Source organism: Pseudomonas sp. GW460-12-10-14-TSB1 (assembly GCF_017349775.1).
Taxonomy (GTDB): domain Bacteria; phylum Pseudomonadota; class Gammaproteobacteria; order Pseudomonadales; family Pseudomonadaceae; genus Aquipseudomonas; species Aquipseudomonas piscium.
The window spans coordinates 1-24,189 of sequence record NZ_JACNAC010000049.1; the positions used below are offsets into that span (position 1 = coordinate 1).

The window sequence follows — 24,189 nt, forward strand, 5'->3', positions numbered from 1 at the left end:
TCAGACGACTTCCAGGCGAATCTTGTGCTGCTGCAGCAACTGGGTCAGCGCCGGAACCGGCTGCTGGTCGGTGACCAGGCAATCGATCAGGCTGATGGGGCCGAGGCGGATCATGGCATTGCGCCCGAATTTGCTGGAGTCGGCGGCCAGGATCACCTGGCGGGCATTGGCGATGATCGCCTGGGAAACCCGCACTTCCTGGTAGTCGAAGTCCAGCAGGCTGCCGTCCTCGTCGATACCGCTGATGCCGACCAGGGCAAAGTCGACCTTGAACTGGTTGATGAAGTCGACACTGGCCTGGCCGACCACCCCGCCATCGCGGCGCACATTGCCACCGGTCAGCAGCACGTCGAAGTCGTCCTTGGCGCTGAGCATGGAGGCCACGTGCAGGTTGTTGGTGATGATCTTCAGGTGGCTGTGATTGAGCAGCGCCCGGGCAATGGATTCGGTGGTGGTGCCGATGTTGATGAACAGCGAGGCGTGATCGGGGATCTGCGCGGCGATGGCTTCGCCGATGCGTTGTTTCTCGTCGCGCATCTGATCGGCGCGCATGGCGTAGGCGGTGTTTTCGACACTGGAGTCGTAGGCTGCGCCGCCATGGTAGCGACGCAACAGGTTCACTTCCGCCAGCTGGTTGATATCGCGGCGGATGGTTTGCGGTGTAACGACGAACAGCTGGGCCATCTCCTCGATGCTGACATAGCCGCGTTCGCGGACCAGCTCGAGGATTTGCTGCTGACGGGGAGGCAGATTCATGGGGCTTCCTTTGGGCTGCCATGCAAAATTTGCCCATGATGCCGCAGGAATCCGCTCCCGACCAGTTACAACCTGATACGAATCCGCGACTTGGCTTATTCAGCGCCTTCGTGCGGTTCCCAGTCGCGGGTGCGGCTGACGGCTTTTTTCCAGCCGGCGTAGAGCTTTTCCTTCTCGGTTTCGGCCAGCTGTGGTTCGAACTCGCGCTCGATCACCGCCTTGCCGCGCAGCTCTTCCAGGCTGCCCCAGAAACCGCAGGCCAGGCCGGCCAGGTAGGCCGCGCCCAGGGCCGTGGTTTCGCGCATTTGCGGACGCTCGACCTGGGTGCCGAGGATGTCGGCCTGGAACTGCATGAGGAAGTTGTTGGCCACCGCGCCGCCATCCACGCGCAGGGCCTTGAGGCGTTCGCCGGAGTCATGCTGCATGGCGTCGAGGACGTCGCGGGTCTGGTAGGCGATCGATTCCAGCGCGGCGCGGATGATGTGGTCCACGCGCACGCCACGGGTCAGGCCGAACAGCGCGCCACGGGCGTAGGGGTCCCAGTACGGAGCGCCCAGGCCGGTGAAGGCCGGGACCAGGTATACGCCGTTGCTGTCCTTGACCTTGTTGGCGAAGTATTCGGTGTCGTGGGCGTCGTTGATGATCTTCAGTTCGTCACGCAGCCACTGCACGGTGGAGCCACCGTTGAACACTGCGCCTTCCAGGGCGTAAGCCACTTCACCGCGAGGGCCGCAGGCGATGGTGGTGAGCATGCCGTGCTTGGACTTGACCGCCTTGTCGCCGGTGTTCATCAGCAGGAAGCAACCAGTGCCATAGGTGTTCTTCGCCTGGCCCGGCTCGACGCACATCTGACCGAACAGCGCGGCCTGCTGGTCGCCGGCGATCCCGCCGATGGCTATACCGCTTTTGGTACGGCCGTAGATTTCCGAGGAGGATTTCACTTCCGGCAGCATTTCCCGAGGGATATCCAGCACTTCCAGCATCTTCGCATCCCACTCCAGGGTGTGGATGTTGAAGAGCATGGTGCGCGAAGCGTTGGTGTAGTCGGTGACGTGGGTCTTGCCGCCGGTGAATTTCCAGATCAGCCAGCTGTCGACGGTGCCGAACAGCAGTTCGCCGTTGCGCGCGCGTTCGCGGCTGCCTTCGACGTTGTCGAGGATCCACTTCAGTTTGGTGCCGGAGAAGTACGGGTCGGTGACCAGGCCGGTGGTGTTGCGGATGTAGTCTTCCAGGCCATCGCGCTTGAGCTGCTGGCAGATTTCGGTGCTGCGGCGGCACTGCCAGACGATGGCGTTGTAGATCGGCCGGCCGGTGGTCTTGTCCCAGACCACGGTGGTTTCGCGCTGGTTGGTGATGCCGATGGCGGCGACCTGGTCATGGTGCAGGCCGGCTTGCGCCAGGGCCTCGACCATCACCGCGCTCTGGGTGGCGAAGATTTCCATCGGGTCGTGTTCGACCCAGCCGGCTTGCGGGTAATGCTGGGCGAATTCGCGCTGGGCGGTGCACACGACGTTGGCGTCGCGATCGAAGATGATCGCGCGGGAGCTGGTCGTACCCTGATCGAGGGCAATGATGTAGTTTTTATTCTGAATGTCGGTCATGTCGATTGCCTTGGACAAAAATAAGGAAGTGGGCAAGAGGCGCAGGTCGGGATTGGGCAGGACCTTGCGCCACCGGTTTCAAGAAGTTCTTACTTTGCCGTCAATGGCTTTTTCGGCATCCGTTGGAGCAGGGGCGACGGTTGGCAGGTGACGGGCAATCAGCCCGCGGTAAGCCACGGCGCCGAGGCAGGCACCGACAATCGGCGCGAAGATCGGAACCAGGAAGTACGGAATATCGCGGCCGCCGGTGAAGGAAACCTCGCCCCAACCCATGAAGAATGTCATCAGTTTAGGACCAAAATCCCGCGCCGGGTTCATCGCGAAACCGGTCAGCGGACCCATGGCACTGCCGATCACGGCAATCAGCAGGCCGATCAGCAGCGGCGCCATCGGACCGCGTGGCAAGCCGTTGTTGTCGTCGGTCAGGGACATGATCACGCCCATCAGGATCGCGGTAATCACCACTTCGACCAGGAACGCCTGGGCGGTGGACAGCGCCGGGTTGGGAAAGGTGGAGAACACCGACGCCAACTCGAGGCTGGCCTGGGAGCCGCGGACCATCTGGTGGGCTTGTTCGTAATCGAAGAACAGGTTGCTGTACAGCGTGTAGACCAGCAGCGCCGCGCAGAAGGCGCCGGCGATCTGGGAAAAGATGTAGAACGGCAGCTTGCGCTTCTCGAAGTCGGCAAAGATGCACAGCGCGATACTGACCGCGGGGTTGAGGTGCGCGCCGGAAACGCCGGCGGTGAGGTAGATCGCCATGCTCACGCCGATCCCCCAGATGATGCTGATTTCCCACAAGCCAAAGCTGGCACCCGCGACCTTGAGCGCGGCGACGCAACCGGTGCCGAAGAAGATCAACAAGGCTGTACCCAGGAATTCGGCCATGCACTGGCCGGAGAGCGACGGTTGTTGTAACGCAGTTGTCATGGAAAACCTCGGTTTTTGTTGTTGTCTGGCACTGGCGTAAAGGGCGCCGAGCGCGATTTTCACCGTCGGCAGGATCCCCATCCTGGGCGCGGCTTACTGCTGGGTACGGCTGTTGGATCTAGCACATGATATTCGCAAACGAAAAAATATAGACAAGAAACATTACTGTCAAAGGTCGAAAGTGAACCATTGGTCATTTTATAACTATCAGTTGTGTGAATGATCTTGCGGGAAGCTTGCGGGTTTTGCGCAGAAGGCGCGGCCAGCCTGGTGCCGGCGGCTGCCTGGGCTGGAGGATGAGCCTTGGAATAGAGCCTTTTGCGGGCGGATATCCTAGAATCGCCGGCATTGTTTCTGTTGTTTTCCCTGCCTATGGAGTTGCCATGACCCCTGCACTGGATCTGCTGAAAAAAGTTCGCGCCGAACATCGGGTGCACAGTTATGAACACGACCCAAAGGCGGCTTCCTATGGTCTGGAGGCAGCGGAAAAGCTTGGCCTCGATCCGGCGCAGGTGTTCAAGACGCTGTTGGCCAGCAGTGAAAAGGGCGAATTGCTGGTGGCTGTGGTGCCGGTCGTCGGAAGTCTCGACCTCAAGGCCCTGGCACACGCCGCTGGGGTGAAAAAAGCCGAGATGGCCGACCCGGCTGCCGCGCAACGAGCGACCGGTTACCTGCTGGGCGGCATCAGCCCGCTGGGGCAGAAAAAGCGCCTGCGCACCTTTATCGACAACAGTGCGCAACCCTTTGCCAGCATCTTCGTCAGTGCTGGTCGGCGCGGGCTTGAGGTCGAACTCGCGGCTGCCGTGCTGGCCGAACACACCCAGGCGACCTTCGCCGATATCGGTCGCGACTGATTCGGCGCGCAGCCTGAGGTCTCAGTATCTGTCTGGAAGGGGGGAAGATGAGGGGGCGTCACGACACAGGAGCCGGCGAACCGGCTCCTGTGGGATGTCACTGGGCGCTGCTGTAGCGGCGAACGCCTGATTCGGCCTGTGGCAGTTGCGCCGCGGTGCTGCCGGAGGCCTGGAACAGCACCAGGTGTTCGGCGGCCACGCGGATTCCCACGTCAGCGCCGACCAGGTGATCGGCGTGGCTCGGGAAGATCGATTCCAGCTGGCTGCCGGTCGGCAGTTGCAGGCGGTACAGGGTCGAGGCGCCCTGGAAACTCTTGCCGACGATCCGCGCCTTGAGGGCGCTGTCCGGTGCATAAACGATGTCGTCCGGGCGTAGCAGCACATCCACCGCGCCGCCGGGCGGCCAGGTGTAGGCGCGGTTGCCGCGCAGTACACCGAGCTCGGTCTGCACCGATTCCGGGCTGTCCAGCTGGCCACGGATGAAATAACCCTGGCCGATAAAACTCGCCACGAACGGCGTCAGCGGTTCGTGATAGAGGTTGTACGGCGTGTCCCATTGCTCCAGGCGGCCTTCCTTGAACACCCCGACGTGATCGCTGACGGCGAAGGCTTCTTCCTGGTCGTGGGTCACCAGGATCGCACTGGTGCCCCGTGCCTTGAGGATGTCGCGCACTTCGTGGCTGAGCTTGCGCCGCAGTTCGCCATCGAGGTTGGAGAAGGGTTCGTCGAGCAGCAGCAACTGCGGTTCCGGCGCCAGTGCCCGGGCCAGTGCGACGCGCTGCTGCTGGCCGCCGGACAGCTCGTGGGGGAAACGCTTGCCGAGGTTCTTCAGGTTGACCAGTTCCAGCAGTTCCTCGACCACCCGGTTCTTCTGCGGATGCTTGCGGATGCCGAAGGCAATGTTGTCCGCCACGCTGAGGTGCGGGAACAGGGCGTAGTCCTGGAACACCATGCCGATCCGGCGGCGCTCCGGTGCCAGGGTGAAGCCGGCGCTGGAGATGGTTTCGCCGGCCAGTTGGATTTCACCTTCGTGCACCGGTTCGAAACCGGCAATCGCGCGCAGGGTGGTGGTCTTGCCACAGCCGGAGGAACCGAGCAGGCAACCGATATCGCCGGCGTTGAGGTGCAGGTTGAGGTTCTGCACGACCCGTTGGTCCTGGTAGCCGCAGGCGAGATTGCGCAGGTTAAGCAGTAATGGCTGGCTCATGCGTGGTGGTACGCCGGCTCGACCAGAAACTCGAGCAGGGCCTTTTGTGCGTGGAGACGGTTTTCTGCCTGGTCCCACGCGACGGAGCGCGGATCGTCCAGCAGGTCGAGGCTGATTTCTTCGCCACGGTGAGCGGGCAGGCAGTGCATGAACAGCACGTCTTCGGCGGCCAGGTCGAGCAGTGCGCGATTGACCTGGAACGGCGCGAACAGCTTGAGGCGCAGGGCGGTTTCTTCTTCCTGGCCCATGGAGGTCCAGACATCGGTGCTCACCAGGTGGGCGCCGATCACCGCGTCTTTCGGATCGCGCACGATGCTCACCCGGTCGCCGGCGCGGGCGACGAATTCAGGGTTGGGGTCGTAGCCTTCGGGACAGGCGATGCGCAGTTGGAAGTCGAACTGGATCGCCGCTTCTATATAGCTGTTGCACATGTTGTTGCCGTCGCCGATCCAGGCCACGGTCTTGCCCTGGATCGAGCCGCGGTGTTCGAGGAAGGTTTGCATGTCGGCCAGCAACTGGCACGGATGCAGGTCGTCGGACAGGCCGTTGATCACCGGTACGCGGGAGTTGGCCGCAAACTCGGTCAGGGTGCTGTGGGCAAAGGTACGGATCATCACCGCGTCGAGCATGCGCGACATGACGATGGCGCAGTCGCTGATCGGCTCGCCACGACCCAGCTGGGTGTCGCGCGGGGACAGGAAGATTGCCTGGCCACCGAGCTGGATCATGCCGGCTTCGAAAGACAGGCGGGTGCGGGTAGACGACTTCTCGAAAATCATCCCGAGAACGCGGTTTTTCAGGGGCTCGAAGAGTACGCCGCGATTACGCAGGTCCTTCAGCTCGATGCCTCGACGAATCACGCTGACCAGCTCTTCGGGCGTGCAATCCATCAGGGAGAGAAAGTGCCTTGCGCTCATCATTAACTACCTTTTTGCAACAGACCGCAGATACTCAAAGCCTTGTTTTATCGAGAAACGGGCGAGACCTGCGGCGAAAGCCGCACGGGGCGACGAAATAGGGGAAGGCGCGATCTTATAATTAAATGTCGCGTCTTACCAATAGCAGGCTTGGTTTCTAAGGCTTTCACCACTTGCAGCGAGTGGTCTGGGCCAAAAAATGGGCCATTCGTGACGTTTACAGCCTGTTCAGATCGGTCCGGTCCGATGTGGAGCCAATCCACTTTGCGTAGGTCCGGAGCAGCATTTGTACACTGCGCCTCGGCCGCTTTGCAACGCACCTGGTGGCGCATGCCGCTATCAGGCATATGGCTGGCGCGGGCTGCATTTTTCTCTGCTCGGCTCTTGGGTACTTTGAGCCAGGCAGGCAACGGAAGGCTCGCGGCAGGGGATATCGGCCAGAAATATTTCCTAAGGCAAAGGGCTGGGGTTATAAATGCGCACCGGCAACAGGGAAGTGCTTGGAATGGACTCGAAAGAACAGCAACTGAAGACACTGTTGGGGTTGACGACGCGAACCCTGACCGACCTGACGGCATCGATCACCTCGATGTCCTTCGAGTTGCTGCGCAGCGAAGACAGCACCACGCGCAACGCCGCGCGGCAGATGATCGATCGCATGATGACCATCAGCAGCAATCTCGATGAGCACTGGCGGCTGCTTGCCGAATTCAGCGGGGTGCAGGGCAGCGAGGCGCCGGTGGACAGTATGACGCCGATCGCCCGGCAGGACGACACTCCGAGGCTGCCCTCCAACTGAGCCATCGGCTGGCTTGATGCTTGCCGATTCACAAGATGAACGTCCCTGGCGCTGATGCCGGTCTGGCACCATAGTTTTGTTCCCGCGGCCTGACGCTGGCCGCCCCGAATAAAATAGAGACTGGCCATGACCAAGACTCTCCATCACCGTGCCTGCCACCTGTGTGAAGCCATCTGCGGCCTGACCATCGAAACCACCGAAGCCGACGGCGCCGGCCCGCAGATCACCTCGATCAAGGGCGATGCCCAGGACAGCTTCAGCCGCGGCCATATCTGCCCCAAGGCGGTGGCGCTGCAGGACATCCAGAACGACCCGGATCGGTTGCGTCAGCCCATGCGCAGGGTTGGCAGCGATTGGCAGGCGATCGAGTGGGATGAGGCCTTCAAGCTGGTGGCCGAGCGCCTGGCGGCGATCCAGGAGCGGCACGGCAACAATGCGGTGGCGGTCTATCAGGGCAATCCCAGCGTGCACAACTATGGGTTGATGACCCACAGCAACTATTTCCTCGGCCTGCTGAAAACCCAGAACCGCTTTTCCGCCACCTCGGTGGATCAGTTGCCGCAGCACCTGAGCAGCTACCTGATGTACGGCCACGGGCTGTTGCTGCCGATCCCGGATATCGATAACACCGACTTCATGCTGATCCTGGGCGGCAATCCGCTGGCGTCCAACGGCAGCATCATGACCGTGCCGGATGTGGAGAAGCGTCTGAAGGCGATCCAGGGGCGTGGCGGCAAAGTGGTGGTGGTCGACCCGCGGCGCAGCGAGACGGCGGCCATGGCCGACCAGCATGTGTTTGTCCGTCCCGGCGGGGACGTGGCGCTGCTGTTCGGCATGCTGCATACGATCTTCGCGGAGGGGCTGACGCGTGACAGCCATCTGCTGGTGGATGGCCTGGCCGAGGTGCGTGAGGCCATTTCCCGCTTCAGTGCCGAAGCCATGAGCCCTTTATGCTCGGTGCCGGCGCAGCAGATCCGCCAGTTGGCGCGGGACTTCGCTGCAGCGGACAGGGCTGTGTGTTATGGCCGGATGGGCGTGTCCACCCAGTCGTTCGGCACCCTCTGTCATTGGCTGGTGCAACTGCTCAATCTGGTGACCGGCAATCTCGATCGGGTCGGTGGCGCCCTGTGTACCGAGCCGGCGGTGGATCTGGTGGCGGCGACTTCGGGCGGGCACTTCAATGCCTGGCAAAGCCGGGTTTCCGGACGCCCCGAATATGGCGGCGAACTGCCGGTATCGGCCCTGGCCGAAGAGATGCTCACCGAAGGGGACGGGCAGGTGCGGGCGCTGATCACGGTGGCTGGCAATCCGGTGCTTTCCACCCCCAACGGACGACAGCTGGAGCAGGCGCTGGATGGCCTGGAGTTCATGGTCAGCATCGATTTGTACATCAACGAAACCACCCGTTATGCGGACCTGATCCTGCCATCGACCTCGGCCCTGGAGAACGATCACTACGACACCACGTTCAATATGTTTGCAGTGCGCAATGTCAGCCGCTTCAACCGGGCGATCCTGCCCAAGCCCGAAGGCGCGCTGCATGACTGGGAAATCTTCGTCGGCCTGGCCAGGGCCTTCGCTGCGCGGACCGGCAAGGAGCTCAAGCCGACCGTGCCGCCGGCGCAGATGATCGACAGGGGACTGCGAGCGGGGCGGTATGGCGAGGCGTCCGAATTCAACTTGTCGGTGGCAGCTCTGGCCGATTACCCCCACGGGATCGACCTGGGGCCGCTCAAGTCCAATCTGGCGGCTCGCCTGAAAACCGAGAGCCGCCGGGTGCAGGCCGCTCCTGCGCCGATCATGGCGGACCTCGAGCGCTTTGCTGCGTTGCAGGCTCCGGCGGCCGATGAACTGGTGATGATCGGCCGGCGCCATGTGCGCAGCAATAATTCGTGGATGCACAACTACCATCGGTTGGTGAAGGGCAAGCCACGGCATCAGTTGCTGATGAATCCCGATGATCTGGCCCAGCGGGGGCTGGCTGACGGGCAGCGCGTGCGGGTCAGTTCGCGGGTCGGGGCGATCGAAGTGGAAGTCCTGGCCAGCAGCGAGATGATGCCCGGGGTGGTCAGCCTGCCCCATGGCTGGGGGCATGGTCGGCCGGGCGTGCAGATGAGTATCGCGATGGCGCAACCGGGGTCGAGCGCCAATGACCTGACCGACGAGCGTCAGCTGGACGAGCTATCGGGCAATGCGGCGCTCAATGGCGTGCCGGTGAAGGTGGAGGCGGCCTGAGGAGTCTGTCGGAGAGGCCGAGCATGGCGCTCGGCTTTCCGTTACAATGCGCCACCGTGTCGACAACAGAGTCGGAAAGTTCAGCCGAGGTGCTCCATGGATATCATCGAAACTATTAAAGAGCAGATTGCCAACAACACCATTCTGCTTTACATGAAAGGCTCGCCGAATGCCCCGCAGTGTGGCTTCTCCGCGAAAGCCGCTCAGGCCGTGATGGGTTGTGGTGAGAAGTTCGCTTACGTGGACATCCTGCAGAACCCGGAAATCCGCGCCAACCTGCCTAAATACGCCAACTGGCCGACTTTCCCGCAACTGTGGGTAGCCGGCGAACTGGTCGGCGGCAGCGACATCATGGCTGAGATGTTCGCCAATGGTGAGTTGCAGACCCTGATCAAGGCCGCCGCTGAAAAAGCCGCTGCCAAGACCGAAGCCTGATTTGCCCTCCGGCAGGAGCGACACCTTCGCTCCTGCCGGTTGTGTGGATGTGTCCACGCAATAAAAAGCCCCGCCCTCGTGAGAGAGGCGGGGCTTTTTTATGGGCTGAACTTTGAGAGAAGTTACTCGTCGCCCATCTGCGATTGCAGGTAGTTTTCCAGGCCGACTTTATCGATCAGGCCCAGTTGGGTTTCCAGCCAGTCGATATGTTCTTCTTCCGACTCCAGGATGTCTTCCAGCAGCTCGCGGCTACCGAAGTCGCCAACCGATTCGCAATGGGCGATGGCGGCTTTCAGGTCGGCATGGCCGGTACGCTCGATGCGCAGGTCGCACTCGAGCATTTCCTTGGTGTGTTCGCCGATGTGCAGTTTGCCAAGGTCTTGGACGTTTGGCAGGCCTTCGAGGAAGAGGATGCGCTTGATCAGCTTGTCCGCATGCTTCATCTCGTCGATGGACTCGTGGTATTCGTGCTTGCCCAGCTTGTTCAGGCCCCAGTCTTCGTACATGCGTGCGTGCAGGAAGTACTGATTGATCGCGACCAGTTCATTGGCAAGGATCTTGTTGAGATGCTGGATGACTGTGATGTCGCCTTTCATGATGGGGTCCTGCCCTGTAATTAGCGGTATATAAGGCAGAGTCTGAGCCGCACAATGATTAGTGTCAAACCTAAGTTATTGAATAATATATGAAAATTAATCGGAATAAGAATGTTTGTGTTCCGCGTTTTGACGCTAAGCGATTGAATTACAGGCATAAAAAAGCCGGACACGAAGTCCGGCTCTTTTAAATGACGCTAATTACGCAACATTAAATTCTACTGGGTAAGGAATCGCTGGCTGGCTGCTTTGCAACTCGGTCAGGGTTTCACGTACCACCTGCTTGGCGAGGCAGGCACATTTGCCACATTGACTGGCAACGCCGGTCGCTTGGCGCACTTCACGATAGCTGCAGCAACCGTCGTAGATTGCATCGCGGATTTGTCCGTCGGTGACGCCAGTGCAGAGGCAGACATACATAAGGTGAGAACCGTCGCTGGTTATGGCTCAATGCGACGGATCTTAATGTTAACGAGAATGATTGTCAAAGTGGTTTCCTGGGGCTTTTTGCCAGATGCGTATCTGGCAGACGAACGGTTTTTTCTACCAGGGGGGACGAGTTGTCCGGCTGGCCGGCTTTTTTGCGGCCTGAACCCGGGGGATGGAAAAACCACTAAGGACAGCTCAAAAACGCGGTGTATGATGTGCGGTCCTTACGAAGCGGGATCGAGTCACAGGGCTGTCGCTTGGCGGCGGCAAACTGGGCTGGATCTCATTCTTCTATTCGATCACACCAGGAGATATCCAATGAGCGTACTCGTAGGCAAACAAGCCCCTGACTTCACCGTTCCCGCCGTTCTCGGCAATGGCGAAATCGTCGACAGCTTCACCCTGTCCTCGGCCATCAAAGGCAAATACGGCCTGGTGTTCTTCTACCCGCTGGACTTCACCTTCGTCTGCCCGTCCGAGCTGATCGCCCTGGACCACCGCATGGCTGACTTCAAGGCACGCAACGTTGAAGTGATCGCTGTTTCGATCGACTCGCACTTCACCCACAACGCCTGGCGCAACACCCCGATCAATGCCGGCGGCATCGGTCAGGTTCAGTACATCATGGCTGCCGACATGAAGCACGACATCGCCAAGGCCTACGACGTTGAGTCCGAAGGCGGCGTGGCTTTCCGTGGCGCGTTCCTGATCGACGACAAAGGTGTCGTTCGTTCGCAGATCGTCAACGACCTGCCACTGGGCCGTAACATGGAAGAGCTGATCCGTCTGGTCGACGCTCTGCAGTTCCACGAAGAGCACGGCGAAGTCTGCCCGGCCAACTGGAAGAAGGGCGACAAGGGTATGACCGCTTCGCCAGAAGGCGTTGCTGCTTACCTGAGCGAGAACGCCGGCAAGCTGTAAGCCGCGCTTCACGCATAAAAAAACCGGCCTCAGGGCCGGTTTTTTTATGCGCGGTCGATCAGCGACGGTATCAGTCGTTGAAGTCTTCCCAACCGCCCATTTCCTTCCAGCGATTGACGATGCCGCAGAACAGGTCGGCAGTCTTCTCGGTGTCGTAGCGGGCGGAGTGCGCCTCACGGCCATCGAAGTCGATGTCGGCAGCCTGGCACGCCTTGGCTAGCACGGTTTGGCCGTAGGCCAGGCCGGCAAGCGTCGCGGTGTCGAAGCTGGAGAACGGGTGAAACGGGTTGCGCTTCATGTCCAGGCGCGCGACAGCCGCGTTGAGGAAGCCCAGGTCGAAGCTGCTGTTGTGCCCGACCAGGATCGCGCGTTTGCAGCCGTTGGCCTTCAGCGCCTTGCGCACGCTGCGGAAGATATCGTTCAGCGCGGTTTCTTCACTGACGGCCATGCGCAGCGGATGGTCGAGCTTGATCCCGGTGAACTCCAGCGCCGCGGCTTCGATGTTGGCGCCTTCGAAAGGCTCTACGCGGAAAAACAGGGTGTGTTCGGGGAACACGAAGCCCTTTTCGTCCATGCCGATGATGGTCGCGGCAATTTCCAGCAAGGCATCGGTGGCCGAGTTGAAACCACCGGTTTCAACGTCGACGACTACCGGCAGGTAACCACGAAAGCGTGCCGCCATTGGATGACGCGAGCCACCGCCGTTGTGACCGTCCTGCTCGTCGTCGAAATGGTCTTCACTCACGCGTGTTCCTCCAGCAGGCGCCAGCGCAGTTTTTCACCGGCGCGCAGCGGGATGACAGTCAGCTCGCCGAAAGGCAGGCTGGCAGGGGCGGTCCATTCTTCACGAACCAGGGTGATGCGATCGGTGTTGGCCGGCAGGCCGTAGAAGCGCGGGCCGTTGAGGCTGGCGAAGGCTTCCAGCTTGTCCAGCGCGTTGCGCTGTTCGAAGGCCTCGGCGTACAACTCGATCGCGGCATAGGCGGTGTAGCAGCCGGCACAGCCGCAGGCCGCTTCTTTGGCGTGCTGGGCGTGGGGCGCGGAGTCGGTGCCGAGGAAGAACTTCTGGCTGCCGCTGGTGGCGGCGTCGAGCAGCGCTTCCTGGTGCAGGTTGCGCTTGAGAATCGGCAGGCAATAGAAGTGCGGGCGAATGCCGCCGACCAGCATGTGGTTGCGGTTGTACAGCAAGTGATGGGCGGTGATGGTCGCGCCGACGTTGGCCGAAGCCTCGTTGACGAACTGCACGGCGTCACGGGTGGTGATGTGTTCGAACACCACCTTGAGCGTCGGGAAGCGCTCGACGACGCGGCGCATGTGCTCGTCGATGAACTGCTTCTCGCGGTCGAACACGTCGACTTCACTGCGGGTGACTTCGCCGTGGACCAGCAGCGGCAGGCCGACTTCGGCCATGGCCTCCAGCGCCGGGAAGATCTTGTCGATGCTGGTGACGCCCGAGTCAGAGTTGGTGGTCGCACCGGCCGGATAGAGCTTGGCGGCATGGACGAAACCACTGGCCTTGGCCGCGCGAATTTCTTCGGGCTGCGTGCGATCGGTAAGGTAGAGCACCATCAGCGGCTCGAAGCGGCTGCCGGCCGGCCGCGCAGCGAGAATGCGCTGGCGATAGGCGTCGGCTTCAGCGGCGTTGCGCACCGGAGGTACCAGGTTAGGCATGATGATGGCGCGGCCAAAGGTGCGCGCGACATCCGCGACAGTATTGGTCAACACGGCACCATCGCGAAGATGAATATGCCAGTCGTCGGGACGCAGCAGGGTCAGGCGGTCGGACATTGGGGATTCCAGGCGGGTCAAACTCCGGTGAATGCTACCGGAAAAGACTCTTCCAGGCACTCGCTATCAAGTTTTGCGTGAAGCTTCCGATATCCCGGAGGTATGCCGTAAACAGGCATTTCGATTTTCGTGATGTACAAGTCAGTGGAGCCTCCCGTGCGCCAGCGTTATCTAGCCTTGCTCAGTGTGTTCGCCAGTCTTCCCGCGATGGCGCTGACTTTCCAGACCCGTCTGGAGAGCATTGAGTGGACGGTCGAAGGCGATAAATTCGAGTGCCGTCTGAGCCAGCCGATCACCGATTTCGGTTCCGGGGAGTTCGTGCGCCGTGCCGGCGAGCAGGCGACCTTCCGCCTCAAGGCCTACAACCCGATGCTCGGTGGCGGTTCGGCCACGCTGCTCGCGGCGGCTGCGCCGTGGCAGCCTGGGCGGGGCGACATCAACCTGGGGTCGGTGCGGCTCGGCAGTGGCGATGTGCTGTTCAACAGCTCGCAACTGCAGGCCGGGCGGCTGATCGGTGGGCTGATGGAAGGGCGCAGCCCGGTGGTCCGCCATTATTCCCGCGAGGGCGGGGTGTCCGAGGTGCGCTTGTTGCCGGTCAGGTTCAGCAAGGCGTATGGCGACTACCAAAGCTGCGTCGCCAAGTTGTTGCCGAAGAACTTCGATCAGGTCCGGCAGTCCGAGGTCGGCTTCCCCGGGGGCGGTATCGATCTGGACGCCAAGGCCAAGGCCAGGCTGCAGGTGATGCTGGAGTTCCTCAAGGCCGATCCGACGGTCAATCACATCCAGCTCGACGGCCACTCGGACAATAGCGGCAACCGCTTGACCAACCGTGACCTGTCGCGGCGCCGAGCGCTGGCGGTGATGGAGTTCTTCAAGGCCAACGGCATTCCCGAATCGCAGATCGAGATGCGCTTCCACGGCGAACGCTACCCGTTGGCGTCCAACACCAACGCGGCGAACCGGGCGAAGAATCGTCGGGTCAACGTTCAGCTGCAACGTGTCCCGGTCGCGGAAAAGCCGGCGCCCCAGGCTGCTGCTCCCGCCAACGCCGCGGCGACTTCCTGAAACGGCTGTCGTCGTCGCCCGCTCGACATAATCTGTCGCTTCGTCGTCATAAGCTGTCGCGCCTCTGTAAATTATCCGCGTTGATCGGTAGACTTGATGGCTTTCCGTAGAACCCCGTGGAGTGATGGCATGGCGGACGTAAACAAGGTCGTTCTGGCGTATTCCGGCGGCCTGGACACTTCGGTGATCCTCAAGTGGCTGCAGGATACTTATAACTGTGAAGTGGTGACGTTCACCGCTGACCTGGGTCAGGGCGAAGAGGTCGAACCTGCACGTGCCAAGGCGCAAGCCATGGGCGTGAAAGAGATCTACATCGACGATCTGCGCGAAGAGTTCGTCCGCGATTTCGTTTTCCCGATGTTCCGCGCCAACACCGTTTACGAAGGTGAGTACCTGCTGGGTACCTCCATCGCTCGTCCGTTGATCGCCAAGCGCCTGATCGAGATCGCCAACGAAACCGGCGCCGACGCCATTTCCCACGGCGCTACCGGCAAGGGCAACGACCAGGTTCGTTTCGAACTGGGCGCCTATGCCTTGAAACCAGGGGTGAAAGTGATCGCGCCTTGGCGCGAGTGGGACCTGCTGTCCCGCGAGAAGCTGATGGACTACGCCGAGAAGCACGCGATCCCGATCGAGCGTCACGGCAAGAAGAAATCCCCGTACTCGATGGATGCCAACCTGCTGCACATCTCCTATGAAGGCGGCGTGCTGGAAGACACCTGGACCGAGCACGAAGAAGACATGTGGCGCTGGACCGTCTCCCCGGAGAAGGCTCCCAACACCCCGACCTACATCGAGCTGACCTACCGCAACGGCGACATCGTGGCGATCGACGGCGTCGAGATGACCCCGGCCACCGTGCTGGCGACCCTGAACCGCATCGGCGGTGAAAACGGCATCGGTCGTCTGGACATCGTGGAAAACCGCTATGTCGGCATGAAGTCCCGCGGCTGCTACGAAACCCCTGGCGGCACCATCATGCTGCGCGCTCACCGGGCGATCGAATCGATCACCCTGGATCGCGAAGTGGCTCACCTGAAAGACGAGCTGATGCCCAAGTACGCCAGCCTGATCTACACCGGCTACTGGTGGAGCCCTGAGCGTCTGATGCTGCAACAGATGATCGACGCCTCCCAGGCCCACGTGAACGGCGTGGTTCGCCTGAAGCTGTACAAGGGCAATGTGATCGTCACCGGTCGCAAGTCCGATGAGTCGCTGTTCGATGCCAACATCGCGACCTTCGAAGAAGACGGCGGCGCCTACAACCAGGCGGATGCGGCTGGCTTCATCAAGCTCAATGCCCTGCGCATGCGCATTGCGGCCAACAAGGGTCGGACTCTGTCCTGATGCGTTGAGTCGTTTTAAAAGAGCCCCGCCATGAGCGGGGCTTTTTTATGCCTGATGATTTAATCGATCAGGCGGGTATCTGAAGGCCATGACTAAAGTTTCCACAGGTCATTGTTTCAACGGGTTCTCGACTATCTTTCAGTCTGTTCTTTTCAATACAAAGTGTAGGAAGTTCGGAGTTGCTTATATATAAGGAGCGACGTTCAAATTTTCCTTGTAGGGTAAATCCGTATTGTTTGTAAGGAACTTCTCTGGGCGATGCTGGCTCAGGGCGTGGCCATGCCACGGGCCAAATGACTGGGTTATGGTGTTTGCTTGAAAAACCAATAGCGGACTCTGGACTTACCCATGAAGAAAGTTTTGATCGTAGATGATCATCCCGTCACTCGTCTGGCTGTGCGCATGCTGATGGAGCGGCACGGCTTTGAAGTAGTTGCCGAGGCGGACAATGGCATGGATGCCCTGAAACTGTCTTATGAACATGTTCCAGACATCCTTATTCTTGATATTGGTATTCCCAAACTCGATGGCCTGGAAGTTATCGCCAGACTTTCGTCAAAAGCCATGTCGACCAAAGTGCTGGTATTGAGCCTGCAAGTACCTGGCCCTTTCTCGATGCGTTGCATGCAGGCCGGCGCGGCGGGTTATGTGTGCAAGCAGCAGGACATCACTGAATTGATCAGCGCCGTCAGGGCAGTCCTGGCTGGCTACAGTTACTTTCCCAACGAGGCCTTGCATACCCTGCGCTCGAGCCTGGGCATCGCCAGCGAGGAGGGGATGTTGTCCAGCCTGTCCGGTCGGGAGCTGATGGTTCTGAAGCAACTCGCCGGTGGGCAGACCAACAAGGAGATTGCCGAGGGCCTGTGTTTGAGCAGTAAAACGGTGAGCACCTACAAAAGGCGGCTGTTGGGAAAACTCAACGCCCGCTCGCTGGTGGACCTGATCGAGTTTGCCAAGCGCCATCAGTTGGTATGAAGGTTGAGGTGCCACAACAAGGCTCGCGAGGGAAAAGCAGCGGTTTTTGCGAGCCTTCATTACGTTGTGGGCTTGCCGGTCTGTCGACGATGTTGGATCCATCAGTCGCGCATGACCTGCTTTGAAAAGCCGACTCGGAGTGTTAGCTGGTGTAACAAAAAAGCCTCCGTAAAAGGAGGCTTTTTGTTACTAAAGATCAAAGTCGTAATCGGCCAGTTGCTTTTGCAAGCGCCGCTCTTCCAGAAGGTTGTCGATGGTCCGACGTTTGCTCAAGTTGGTCTTGGCTACCTCTACCACAGGCTCCGCATCTTCTGTTTCAACAGGGGTGAAGTCGTCTTCTACGTCCAGTTGTTCTTTACCAGTACTCATAAGGTTAACTCCAGGCTAAGACTGCCATTGGCGCTCCTTATATCGATATTCTCGGGACTGGTAAAAAAGATTTTTTCAATCGACCTATCATCAAAATCAATAATTGCTCAATCGTCAGAGGTCTTGTGCTTGTATTCGCACAGATCCTCGATCCGGCAGCTTCCGCAGCGCGGCTTGCGGGCCAGACAGACGTAGCGGCCATGGAGAATCAGCCAGTGATGGGAGTCGAGGAGATACTCCTTGGGCACGAACTTCATCAGTTTCTGTTCGACTTCCACGACATTTTTCCCCGGCGCCAGTCCCGTGCGGTTGCTGACCCGGAAGATGTGCGTATCGACGGCCATGGTCAGTTGGCGGAAGGCGGTATTGAGCACCACATTGGCGGTCTTCCTGCCGACGCCCGGCAGGGCTTCAAGCTCTTCCCGGGTCTGCGGGACTTCGCTGTTGTGCCGTTCCACCAGCAAGCGGCAGGTTTCGATCACGTTTTTCGCCTTGCTGTTGTACAGGCCGATGGTCTTGATGTACTCGGATAGGCCTTCGACGCCCAGGGCATAGATGGCGGCCGGCGTGTTGGCCACGGGGAAGAGCTTGGCCGTCGCCTTGTTGACCCCGACATCGGTGGACTGGGCCGAGAGGATCACGGCAATCAGCAGCTCGAAGGGCGACGAATAGGCCAGTTCGGTTTTCGGTTCCGGATTGTCTTCGTGCAGCCTGCGGAAAATTTCCAGGCGTTTTGCAGCATTCATGGGTGAGTCATTTCCTTGAAGGCGGTCGGTGTGAGGTCGAAGCAGCAGCCCAGGCCTGCCTGGCAGCCAGCAGCAGCCCCAACAGGATAAAACCGCCAGGGGCGAGCGTCAGCAGGTGCAAGCCGCCCTGGGAGGTCAGAACCCAGCCTGGCCAGTCGACATCGTTCATCCCCAGCAGCCATTGCAGATGATTGCCAATGGTGCCACTGCCGAAGGCTTCGCGCAGTGCGCCCAGGGTAATCAGCAGCAGGCAGAACCGGCCGGCGAAACGCAAGCGCACGGGACGCTGGAAAAAATCCTGGTACTCCAGTACTACGCATTGCACGGCAATCAGGCCCAGGTAGAGGGCCAGCTGTTGTTGCAGCTCGAAGGCCCAGGCCTGCGCGGCCAGCATGGCACAACTGGTGAGTGTGGCGCTGAGCAGGATACTGGCGCCCAGGCGACCCTGACCAGCCAGGCGTGGGCGCAGGGCATTCATGCACAGGCCGAACACCGCGCTCACGCAGAGAAATACCAGGGCCAGGCCCAGGGCCTTGACCAGTGAGTCGCTGGCGCCGATCAGCGGCGTCAGCATCAGGGCATTCTGCAGGGGCGAGGATTTATTCATGGGCGGGACTTCCCAGCAGTTGTTCGCGATGCTCGTCGAAGTAACGCAGGCTGTCGTGAATCCCCTCGACCACCGCCCGTGAGGTGATGGTGGCCCCGGCCATCTGGTCGAATTGACCATTGTCCTTTTTCAGTGCCCAGCCGGCGTCGCCCGGGTTGCCCAACGACTTGCCGATAAAACCCTGCAGCCAGGCATTGGGGCGCTCGGCGATGCGCGCGCCCAGCCCGGGGGTTTCCGAATGCCTGAGGGCCTTGCTACCCAGCAGTTTGCCATTGGCGGCGATGCCGATCAGCAGCTCGATCGGGCCGCCGTAACCGCTGACCTGGCTGCGTAGCAACACGGCACTGGGCTGGCCGTTGCGGGTGGCGCGATAACCAGCGAGCAGGGTGCTGTGGCTGAGCGGGATGTTATCGACGGCCAGGGGCTGATCCAGCGGCTGATTGTCGTAGCTGTCGATGGGCAGGATATCCAGCAGATTGCGTGCCTGGATGGCGCGCTGTTCGCGCTCGATGCCTGGGGCCGTGGCCTGATGGACGAAGAAAGTACCGGTGGCGCCGATAGCTGCCAGCAATACCAACACTCCCAGACTCGTTACGCGATTCATCGCAGGAAAGGCTCAGGGGCTGGAGTAGCCAGGCGCTCCAGGGCCGGGACGGCGAGGTTCATCAGCAGTACCGCGAAGGCAACACCGTCGGGGTAACCGCCCCAGGTTCGGATCAGGTAGGTCAGCAGGCCGACCCCGACCCCGAACAGCAGGCGCGCCTTTGCGCACCTGGGGCCGGAGACCGGCTCGGTGACGATAAAGAAGGCGCCGAGCATGGTGGCGCCGGTCAGCAGGTGGAAAAACGGCGAGCCGTGGGAGTCCGACCCGGAGCCGTTCCAGCACAGCAGGCTGATGACGAACAGGCTGCCGAGCATGCCGGCCGGTGCGTGCCAGCTGAATACCCGTTGCTGCAGCAAAAAGGCGCCACCGGCGAGAAAGGCCAGGTTGACCCATTCCACACCCTTGCCGCCGAAATGGCCGAAGGCGGCATTGCCGGCGAACAGTTCGTCGATGGTCAGGCTCTTGTTGATGCGCAGGCTGTCGAGCGCCGTGGCCTGGGCCCAGGCATCGGGTGCCGTGCTGTCGAGGGCTATGCCGAAGATCTGCTGCAGGCCGCCCAGCAGGTCCAGGCCATGGGAGGCCGGCCAGTGAGTCATCTGCTGGGGGAACGACACCAGCACCAGGGCATAACCGAGCATCGCCGGGTTGAACGGATTCTTGCCGACGCCGCCATACAGATGCTTGCCGAACAGCAAGGCACAGGCCGCCGCACTGACCGTCAGCCACCACGGGCAGTACGGCGGCAAGGCCAGGGCCAGCAGGGTGGCGCTGACCAGGGCGCTGCCATCGCCAAGGAAGGGACGCAGCGGCCACTGGCGCAATCGGAGTACTGCAGCTTCGACGGCAAGGGCAGTGGCACAGGCCAGCAGCAGGTTGATCAGAATCCCCCAGCCAAACAGCCAGAAGAGCGCCAGCAGCCCCGGCAGGGTTGCCAGAAGCACACGCTTCATGGCTTGTTGCAGGCGCTCGTCCGGCTGCTCAAGGGGCGTCATGGGCTTGTACCTGGCGCTCGGCTTCGGCCAGCCGTTCGCGGGCCTCGGCCAGCAGGGGCGGCGGGGTGTCGCTGTGGCGTTCCAGTTTGCTGACTTGCGCCCGAGCGTAAGCCAGTTCGGTTTTCAGTTGCCGCAGGCGGACGTCGATCGGGCGCTTCTCGACCCGCACCAGATTGGGGGCCGGTTGTCCGCTGGCTTCTTCAGCTGCGTGCAAGGCCTGTTCTGCGTCTTTCAGTGCCTGCTCCAGGCTGGCCAATTGTTCGGCAGGCGCCTGGTTGGCCTGGGCCTTTTTCAGTTCCGCGCGGCGCGTCGCCAGCTGGATTTTCGCGCGCTTGAGCTCGGCGTCTTTGGCGGGAGGCGGTGAGGCTGAGGGAGCGACAGTGCTTTCGGCAGCGCTTTCCAGTTGGGCGAGAGCTTGTTCGGCGGCCTCGAACTGGCGCTGCAGGACGATCAGTTGCGACTGTTGCTCGAAGGTCGGCGGGTGGCCGAAGGCTTTCAGCGATTTGTTCAACTGGGCCCGGCTCATCGCCAGATCGATCTTGGCTTTTTTCACCGCGGCATCGGCGGCGGCTGCCTTTTGCGCGCGTACCCGCTCGATGGCCGCCTGCACCGGGTTCAAGGTGGTTTCGCTGGGCTGCGTCGCACGTTGTGCGCGGGCGGCACGTTCGGCCTGCTTGTGCTGTTCTTCGCGTTCCAGCCGAGCGTTGCGGCGCTCGAAACGCAGGCGCGCGTGATCGCGTTTGGCGGTCCGGGCGCGCTGTTCTTCGAGGCTGGTGGCCAGGCCACCGACGATCGGCAACACATTGTTTAGCGGCAGCGGGTGCATCTCGATGCAGTCCACCGGGCACGGTGCCACGCAGAGATCGCAGCCGGTGCATTCGTCGATCAGCACCGTGTGCATCTGCTTGGCCGCACCGACTATGGCATCCACCGGGCAGGCCTGGATGCACTTGGTGCAGCCGATGCATTCGGCTTCGCGGATAAAGGCCACCTGGGCCGGCGCTGGGCCGCGGCTGATGTCCAACTCCACCACTGGGACGTTCAGCAGCCTGGCCAGGCCGGCGATGGTTTCGTCGCCACCGGGCGGGCACTTGTTGATCGCCTCGCCGTTGGCGATGCCTTCGGCGTAGGGCTTGCATCCGGGATGGCCGCACTTGCCGCATTGGGTCTGCGGCAGCAGGGCGTCGATGCGTTGAATCAGACTCATGGGTTGAGCAGTCCGTTGAAACCGAGAAATGCCACCGCCATCAGGCCGGCGCTGATCAGGTCGATCGGCAGGCCGCGAAAGGGCAGGGGCACATCGTTGTTGAGAATGCGCTGGCGCAGGTCGCTGAACAGACTCAGCACCAGCCAGAAACCGAGGCCCGCGCCCAGGCCCAGGGCGAGGCTATAAGCGATTCCCCGATTGGCCTGGACCGCCAGCAGCAACGCGCCGAGCACGCCGGCGTTGCCCAGCAGCAGCGGCCAGAGGCCGTCGAACGGCAGCCCGGGCAACATCCGGGTCAGCAGCTTGAGCAGTGGGGCGATCAGCAGCACGCCCAGCGGCAGGAACACGAACAGTTGCAGCGAGGTCAGGCCCAGCGGCACCAACAGTGCCTGATAAAGCCCATAGCCCAGCAGGCTGCAGAGCAGCATCAGGCAACTGGTGGCGATCCCCAGGGCATGGATCCGCCGCCGCGCAACCTGCGGCTCGGCACTGGCCTGCAACAGCGGATCGACGCCCAGCGGCCACTGCAACACGAAGTTGTTGATCAGGGCAGCGCTGATGAGCGTGAGGACAATCTCGGTCATGTTCGTGGCCGGTGAGGGCGGGCGTATACCTGAAGACTAGGCAATTATCCGGCAAGGGCGCAGGCCCATCCAGATATGAAAATCCCCCCGCCACGCAGCGGCGCGACGGGGGGATCGATCCCGCAGACGGGTTTACTTGATCCGCTGACCCGGCTTGGCGCCGCTGTCCGGGCTCAGCAGGTAGATCTCTTCGCCGCCAGGGCCGGCCGCCATCACCATGCCTTCGGAGATGCCGAACTTCATTTTCCGTGGCTTGAGGTTGGCGATCATCATGGTCAGGCGACCGTCGAGCTTGGACGGATCCGGGTAGGCGCTCTTGATCCCGGAGAACACGTTGCGTTGTTCGTCACCGATATCCAGGGTCAGGCGCAGCAGCTTGTCGGCGCCTTCCACGTGTTCGGCCTTGACGATCAGGGCCACGCGCAGGTCGACGGCGGCGAAGGTGTCGAAGTCGATTTCCGGCGACAGCGGATCCTTGGCCAGCTCGCCATTGCCTTGCTGAGCGCCAGTATCGGTCTGGCTGGCGGTCAGGTCTTCTTTCGAGGCGTCGGTCATGGCTTGTACTTTCACTGGGTCGATCCGCGTCATCAGCGGCTTGAATTCGTTCAGCTGATGGTTGCTCAGCAGGTGCTGGTGGTCGTTCCAGGTCAGCGGGGCGACGTTGAGGAACGCCTCGGCATCGGCGGCCAGCAGCGGCAGCACCGGCTTGAGGAAGATCACCAGTTGGCGGAACAGGTTGACGCCGGTGGCGCAGATGGCCTGGACCTCATCCTGCTTGCCTTCCTGCTTGTTCAACGACCACGGCGCCTTGTCGGCGATCCAGGCGTTGGCGCGGTCGGCCAGGGCCATGATTTCACGCATGGCGCGAGCGAAGTCGCGGGCCTCATAGGCATCTGCGATGCTTGGCGCGGCCGCCAGGAAGGCGTCGGTCAGCTCCGGCGCGGCATTCTGGTCCACCAGCACGCCGGCGTTGCCTTTGTGGATGAAGCCGGCGCAACGGCTGGCGATGTTCACCACCTTGCCCACCAGGTCGGAGTTGACCTTCTGCACGAAGTCTTCGAGGTTCAGGTCCAGGTCGTCGACGCCACGGCCCAGCTTGGCCGCGTAGTAGTAACGCAGGTATTCCGGCGACAGGTGGTCGAGGTAGGTCCGGGCCTTGATGAAGGTGCCGCGGGACTTGGACATCTTCTGGCCATTGACGGTCAGGTAGCCGTGCACGTTGATGCCGGTCGGCTTGCGGTAGCCGGCGCCTTCGAGCATGGCTGGCCAGAACAGCGCGTGGAAGTTGACGATGTCCTTGCCGATGAAGTGGTACAGCTCGGCCGTCGAGTCCTTGCCCCAGAACGCGTCGAAGTCCAGCTCCGGCGTGCGGTTGCACAGGTTCTTGAAGCTGGCCATGTAGCCGATCGGCGCGTCCAGCCAGACATAGAAGTACTTGCCCGGCTCGTCGGGGATCTCGAAGCCGAAATACGGCGCGTCGCGGGAGATGTCCCACTGCTGCAGGCCGACATCCAGCCATTCGGCGATCTTGTTCGCCACGGCGTCCTGCAGGGTGCCGCTGCGGGTCCACTCCTGCAGCATCTGCTGGAAGTCCGGCAGCTTGAAGAAGAAGTGCTGGGAATCCTTGAGCACCGGGGTAGCACCGGAAATCGCCGACTTCGGATCCTTCAGATCGGTCGGCGCGTAGGTGGCGCCGCATTTTTCGCAGTTGTCGCCGTACTGGTCCTCGGTGCCGCATTTCGGGCAGGTGCCCTTGATGAAGCGGTCGGCCAGGAACATTTGTTTTTCCGGGTCGAAATACTGAGTGATCGAGCGCGTGGCGATGTGCCCGGCGTCGCGCAGCTTCAGGTAGATCTGGCTCGACAGCTCACGGTTCTCTTCGGCGTGGGTCGAGTGGAAGTTGTCGAAGTCCACCAGGAAGTCGGCAAAGTCGGCGCTGTGTTCGGCCTGGACGTTGGCGATCAGTTGTTCCGGGGTGATGCCTTCCTTTTCCGCGCGCAGCATGATGGCCGAGCCGTGAGCGTCGTCCGCACAGACATAGATGCATTGATTGCCGCGATGCTTCTGGAAGCGCACCCACATATCGGTCTGGATGTACTCAAGCATATGGCCAAGATGGATGGAACCATTGGCATAGGGCAGGGCGCTGGTGACGAGGATCTTGCGTGGCTCGGACATGGGGCTCGGCTACTTGATGAAACGGAGGTCGGCCACTATAAAGCGCC

At 61.3% G+C, this 24,189-nt stretch carries 25 protein-coding genes; 8 read left to right on the plus strand and 17 right to left on the minus strand.

Going from position 1 to position 24,189, the window contains the following annotated elements:
* From J4D52_RS23335 to J4D52_RS23345, 3 genes are all read right to left on the minus strand, one after another.
* Nucleotides 1–756, minus strand: coding sequence for a DeoR/GlpR family transcriptional regulator (locus J4D52_RS23335; RefSeq protein WP_007922413.1), 756 nt, complete (start codon nt 754–756; stop codon nt 1–3).
* Nucleotides 757–851: 95 nt separating this feature from the next.
* A complete protein-coding gene (glpK, locus tag J4D52_RS23340; RefSeq protein WP_025806009.1) occupies nt 852–2,357 on the minus strand; it encodes a glycerol kinase GlpK in 1,506 nt (501 codons plus the stop codon).
* 78 nt (nt 2,358–2,435) lie between these two features.
* A complete protein-coding gene (locus J4D52_RS23345; protein WP_025806008.1) occupies nt 2,436–3,287 on the minus strand; it encodes an MIP/aquaporin family protein in 852 nt (283 codons plus the stop codon).
* A gap of 383 nt (nt 3,288–3,670) precedes the next feature.
* On the opposite strand from J4D52_RS23345, the gene ybaK reads away from it, so the two are divergent.
* Nucleotides 3,671–4,141, plus strand: coding sequence for a Cys-tRNA(Pro) deacylase (ybaK, locus tag J4D52_RS23350; protein ID WP_016703437.1), 471 nt, complete (start codon nt 3,671–3,673; stop codon nt 4,139–4,141).
* 97 nt (nt 4,142–4,238) lie between these two features.
* Here ybaK and J4D52_RS23355 read toward each other — a convergent pair whose 3' ends face one another.
* Both J4D52_RS23355 and argF read right to left on the minus strand, forming a co-directional pair.
* Nucleotides 4,239–5,348 carry an ABC transporter ATP-binding protein gene (locus tag J4D52_RS23355; protein WP_025806007.1) on the minus strand — a complete coding sequence of 370 codons (1,110 nt, stop codon included), beginning with the start codon at nt 5,346–5,348 and terminating at the stop codon, nt 4,239–4,241.
* Nucleotides 5,345–6,265: an ornithine carbamoyltransferase gene (gene argF / locus J4D52_RS23360; RefSeq protein ID WP_025806006.1), complete on the minus strand. Its 921-nt coding sequence runs from the start codon at nt 6,263–6,265 to the stop codon at nt 5,345–5,347. Before argF ends, J4D52_RS23355 begins: the two co-directional genes overlap by 4 nt.
* A gap of 505 nt (nt 6,266–6,770) precedes the next feature.
* On the opposite strand from argF, the gene J4D52_RS23365 reads away from it, so the two are divergent.
* The 3 genes from J4D52_RS23365 to grxD all read left to right on the plus strand — a co-directional run bounded on the left by J4D52_RS23365 (nt 6,771) and on the right by grxD (nt 9,734).
* Nucleotides 6,771–7,064 (plus strand): hypothetical protein, encoded by a 294-nt coding sequence (locus J4D52_RS23365; protein ID WP_102677760.1) that lies wholly within the window; start codon nt 6,771–6,773, stop codon nt 7,062–7,064.
* Nucleotides 7,065–7,190: 126 nt separating this feature from the next.
* Nucleotides 7,191–9,299, plus strand: a complete 2,109-nt coding sequence (locus J4D52_RS23370) for a molybdopterin oxidoreductase family protein (RefSeq protein ID WP_102677761.1) — start codon at nt 7,191–7,193, stop codon at nt 9,297–9,299.
* Nucleotides 9,300–9,395: 96 nt separating this feature from the next.
* The gene (gene grxD, locus J4D52_RS23375) at nt 9,396–9,734 is read left to right on the plus strand and encodes a Grx4 family monothiol glutaredoxin (RefSeq protein ID WP_007922425.1); all 339 of its coding nucleotides are present in this window, start codon (nt 9,396–9,398) and stop codon (nt 9,732–9,734) included.
* Between the two features lie 122 nt (nt 9,735–9,856).
* Here grxD and bfr read toward each other — a convergent pair whose 3' ends face one another.
* Together bfr and J4D52_RS23385 are read right to left on the minus strand one after the other, a co-directional pair.
* Nucleotides 9,857–10,330, minus strand: coding sequence for a bacterioferritin (gene bfr / locus J4D52_RS23380; protein WP_009050554.1), 474 nt, complete (start codon nt 10,328–10,330; stop codon nt 9,857–9,859).
* A 201-nt stretch (nt 10,331–10,531) separates the two neighbouring features.
* Complete coding sequence (locus J4D52_RS23385) at nt 10,532–10,750, minus strand: bacterioferritin-associated ferredoxin (RefSeq protein ID WP_007922430.1); 219 nt, start codon at nt 10,748–10,750, stop codon at nt 10,532–10,534.
* 327 nt (nt 10,751–11,077) lie between these two features.
* On the opposite strand from J4D52_RS23385, the gene J4D52_RS23390 reads away from it, so the two are divergent.
* Nucleotides 11,078–11,680, plus strand: coding sequence for a peroxiredoxin (locus J4D52_RS23390; protein WP_007922432.1), 603 nt, complete (start codon nt 11,078–11,080; stop codon nt 11,678–11,680).
* Nucleotides 11,681–11,750: 70 nt separating this feature from the next.
* Here the strand turns inward: J4D52_RS23390 and rnt are convergent, their stop codons facing one another.
* On the minus strand, nt 11,751–12,425 hold the full coding sequence (gene rnt / locus J4D52_RS23395; RefSeq protein WP_009050553.1) for a ribonuclease T: 675 nt from the start codon (nt 12,423–12,425) through the stop codon (nt 11,751–11,753).
* Nucleotides 12,422–13,468, minus strand: coding sequence for a dihydroorotase (pyrC, locus tag J4D52_RS23400; RefSeq protein WP_025806003.1), 1,047 nt, complete (start codon nt 13,466–13,468; stop codon nt 12,422–12,424). The genes rnt and pyrC overlap by 4 nt, the downstream gene beginning before the upstream one ends.
* Nucleotides 13,469–13,624: 156 nt before the next feature.
* Between pyrC and J4D52_RS23405 the strand changes: the two genes are divergently transcribed.
* The 3 genes from J4D52_RS23405 (at nt 13,625) to J4D52_RS23415 (ending at nt 16,855) form a co-directional block, all read left to right on the plus strand.
* Nucleotides 13,625–14,533: an OmpA family protein gene (locus J4D52_RS23405; protein WP_102677763.1), complete on the plus strand. Its 909-nt coding sequence runs from the start codon at nt 13,625–13,627 to the stop codon at nt 14,531–14,533.
* Nucleotides 14,534–14,662: 129 nt separating this feature from the next.
* Nucleotides 14,663–15,880: an argininosuccinate synthase gene (locus J4D52_RS23410; protein WP_102677764.1), complete on the plus strand. Its 1,218-nt coding sequence runs from the start codon at nt 14,663–14,665 to the stop codon at nt 15,878–15,880.
* A 348-nt stretch (nt 15,881–16,228) separates the two neighbouring features.
* Nucleotides 16,229–16,855: a response regulator transcription factor gene (locus tag J4D52_RS23415; protein ID WP_007922442.1), complete on the plus strand. Its 627-nt coding sequence runs from the start codon at nt 16,229–16,231 to the stop codon at nt 16,853–16,855.
* A gap of 189 nt (nt 16,856–17,044) precedes the next feature.
* Here J4D52_RS23415 and J4D52_RS23420 read toward each other — a convergent pair whose 3' ends face one another.
* The 8 genes from J4D52_RS23420 to metG all read right to left on the minus strand — a co-directional run bounded on the left by J4D52_RS23420 (nt 17,045) and on the right by metG (nt 24,142).
* On the minus strand, nt 17,045–17,224 hold the full coding sequence (locus J4D52_RS23420; RefSeq protein ID WP_007922443.1) for a PA3496 family putative envelope integrity protein: 180 nt from the start codon (nt 17,222–17,224) through the stop codon (nt 17,045–17,047).
* A 107-nt stretch (nt 17,225–17,331) separates the two neighbouring features.
* Complete coding sequence (nth, locus tag J4D52_RS23425) at nt 17,332–17,970, minus strand: endonuclease III (RefSeq protein WP_025806001.1); 639 nt, start codon at nt 17,968–17,970, stop codon at nt 17,332–17,334.
* A gap of 7 nt (nt 17,971–17,977) precedes the next feature.
* The gene (locus tag J4D52_RS23430) at nt 17,978–18,577 is read right to left on the minus strand and encodes an Rnf-Nqr domain containing protein (protein ID WP_102677765.1); all 600 of its coding nucleotides are present in this window, start codon (nt 18,575–18,577) and stop codon (nt 17,978–17,980) included.
* The gene (locus tag J4D52_RS23435) at nt 18,570–19,181 is read right to left on the minus strand and encodes an RnfABCDGE type electron transport complex subunit G (RefSeq protein WP_102677766.1); all 612 of its coding nucleotides are present in this window, start codon (nt 19,179–19,181) and stop codon (nt 18,570–18,572) included. Before J4D52_RS23435 ends, J4D52_RS23430 begins: the two co-directional genes overlap by 8 nt.
* The gene (locus tag J4D52_RS23440) at nt 19,178–20,173 is read right to left on the minus strand and encodes an RnfABCDGE type electron transport complex subunit D (protein WP_102677767.1); all 996 of its coding nucleotides are present in this window, start codon (nt 20,171–20,173) and stop codon (nt 19,178–19,180) included. Before J4D52_RS23440 ends, J4D52_RS23435 begins: the two co-directional genes overlap by 4 nt.
* Nucleotides 20,160–21,380, minus strand: a complete 1,221-nt coding sequence (gene rsxB / locus J4D52_RS23445; RefSeq protein ID WP_102677768.1) for an electron transport complex subunit RsxB — start codon at nt 21,378–21,380, stop codon at nt 20,160–20,162. The genes J4D52_RS23440 and rsxB overlap by 14 nt, the downstream gene beginning before the upstream one ends.
* Nucleotides 21,377–21,964 carry an Rnf-Nqr domain containing protein gene (locus J4D52_RS23450; protein ID WP_102677769.1) on the minus strand — a complete coding sequence of 196 codons (588 nt, stop codon included), beginning with the start codon at nt 21,962–21,964 and terminating at the stop codon, nt 21,377–21,379. The genes rsxB and J4D52_RS23450 overlap by 4 nt, the downstream gene beginning before the upstream one ends.
* 132 nt (nt 21,965–22,096) lie before the next feature.
* Nucleotides 22,097–24,142 (minus strand): methionine--tRNA ligase, encoded by a 2,046-nt coding sequence (gene metG, locus J4D52_RS23455; protein WP_025805995.1) that lies wholly within the window; start codon nt 24,140–24,142, stop codon nt 22,097–22,099.
* Nucleotides 24,143–24,189: the final 47 nt, after the last annotated feature.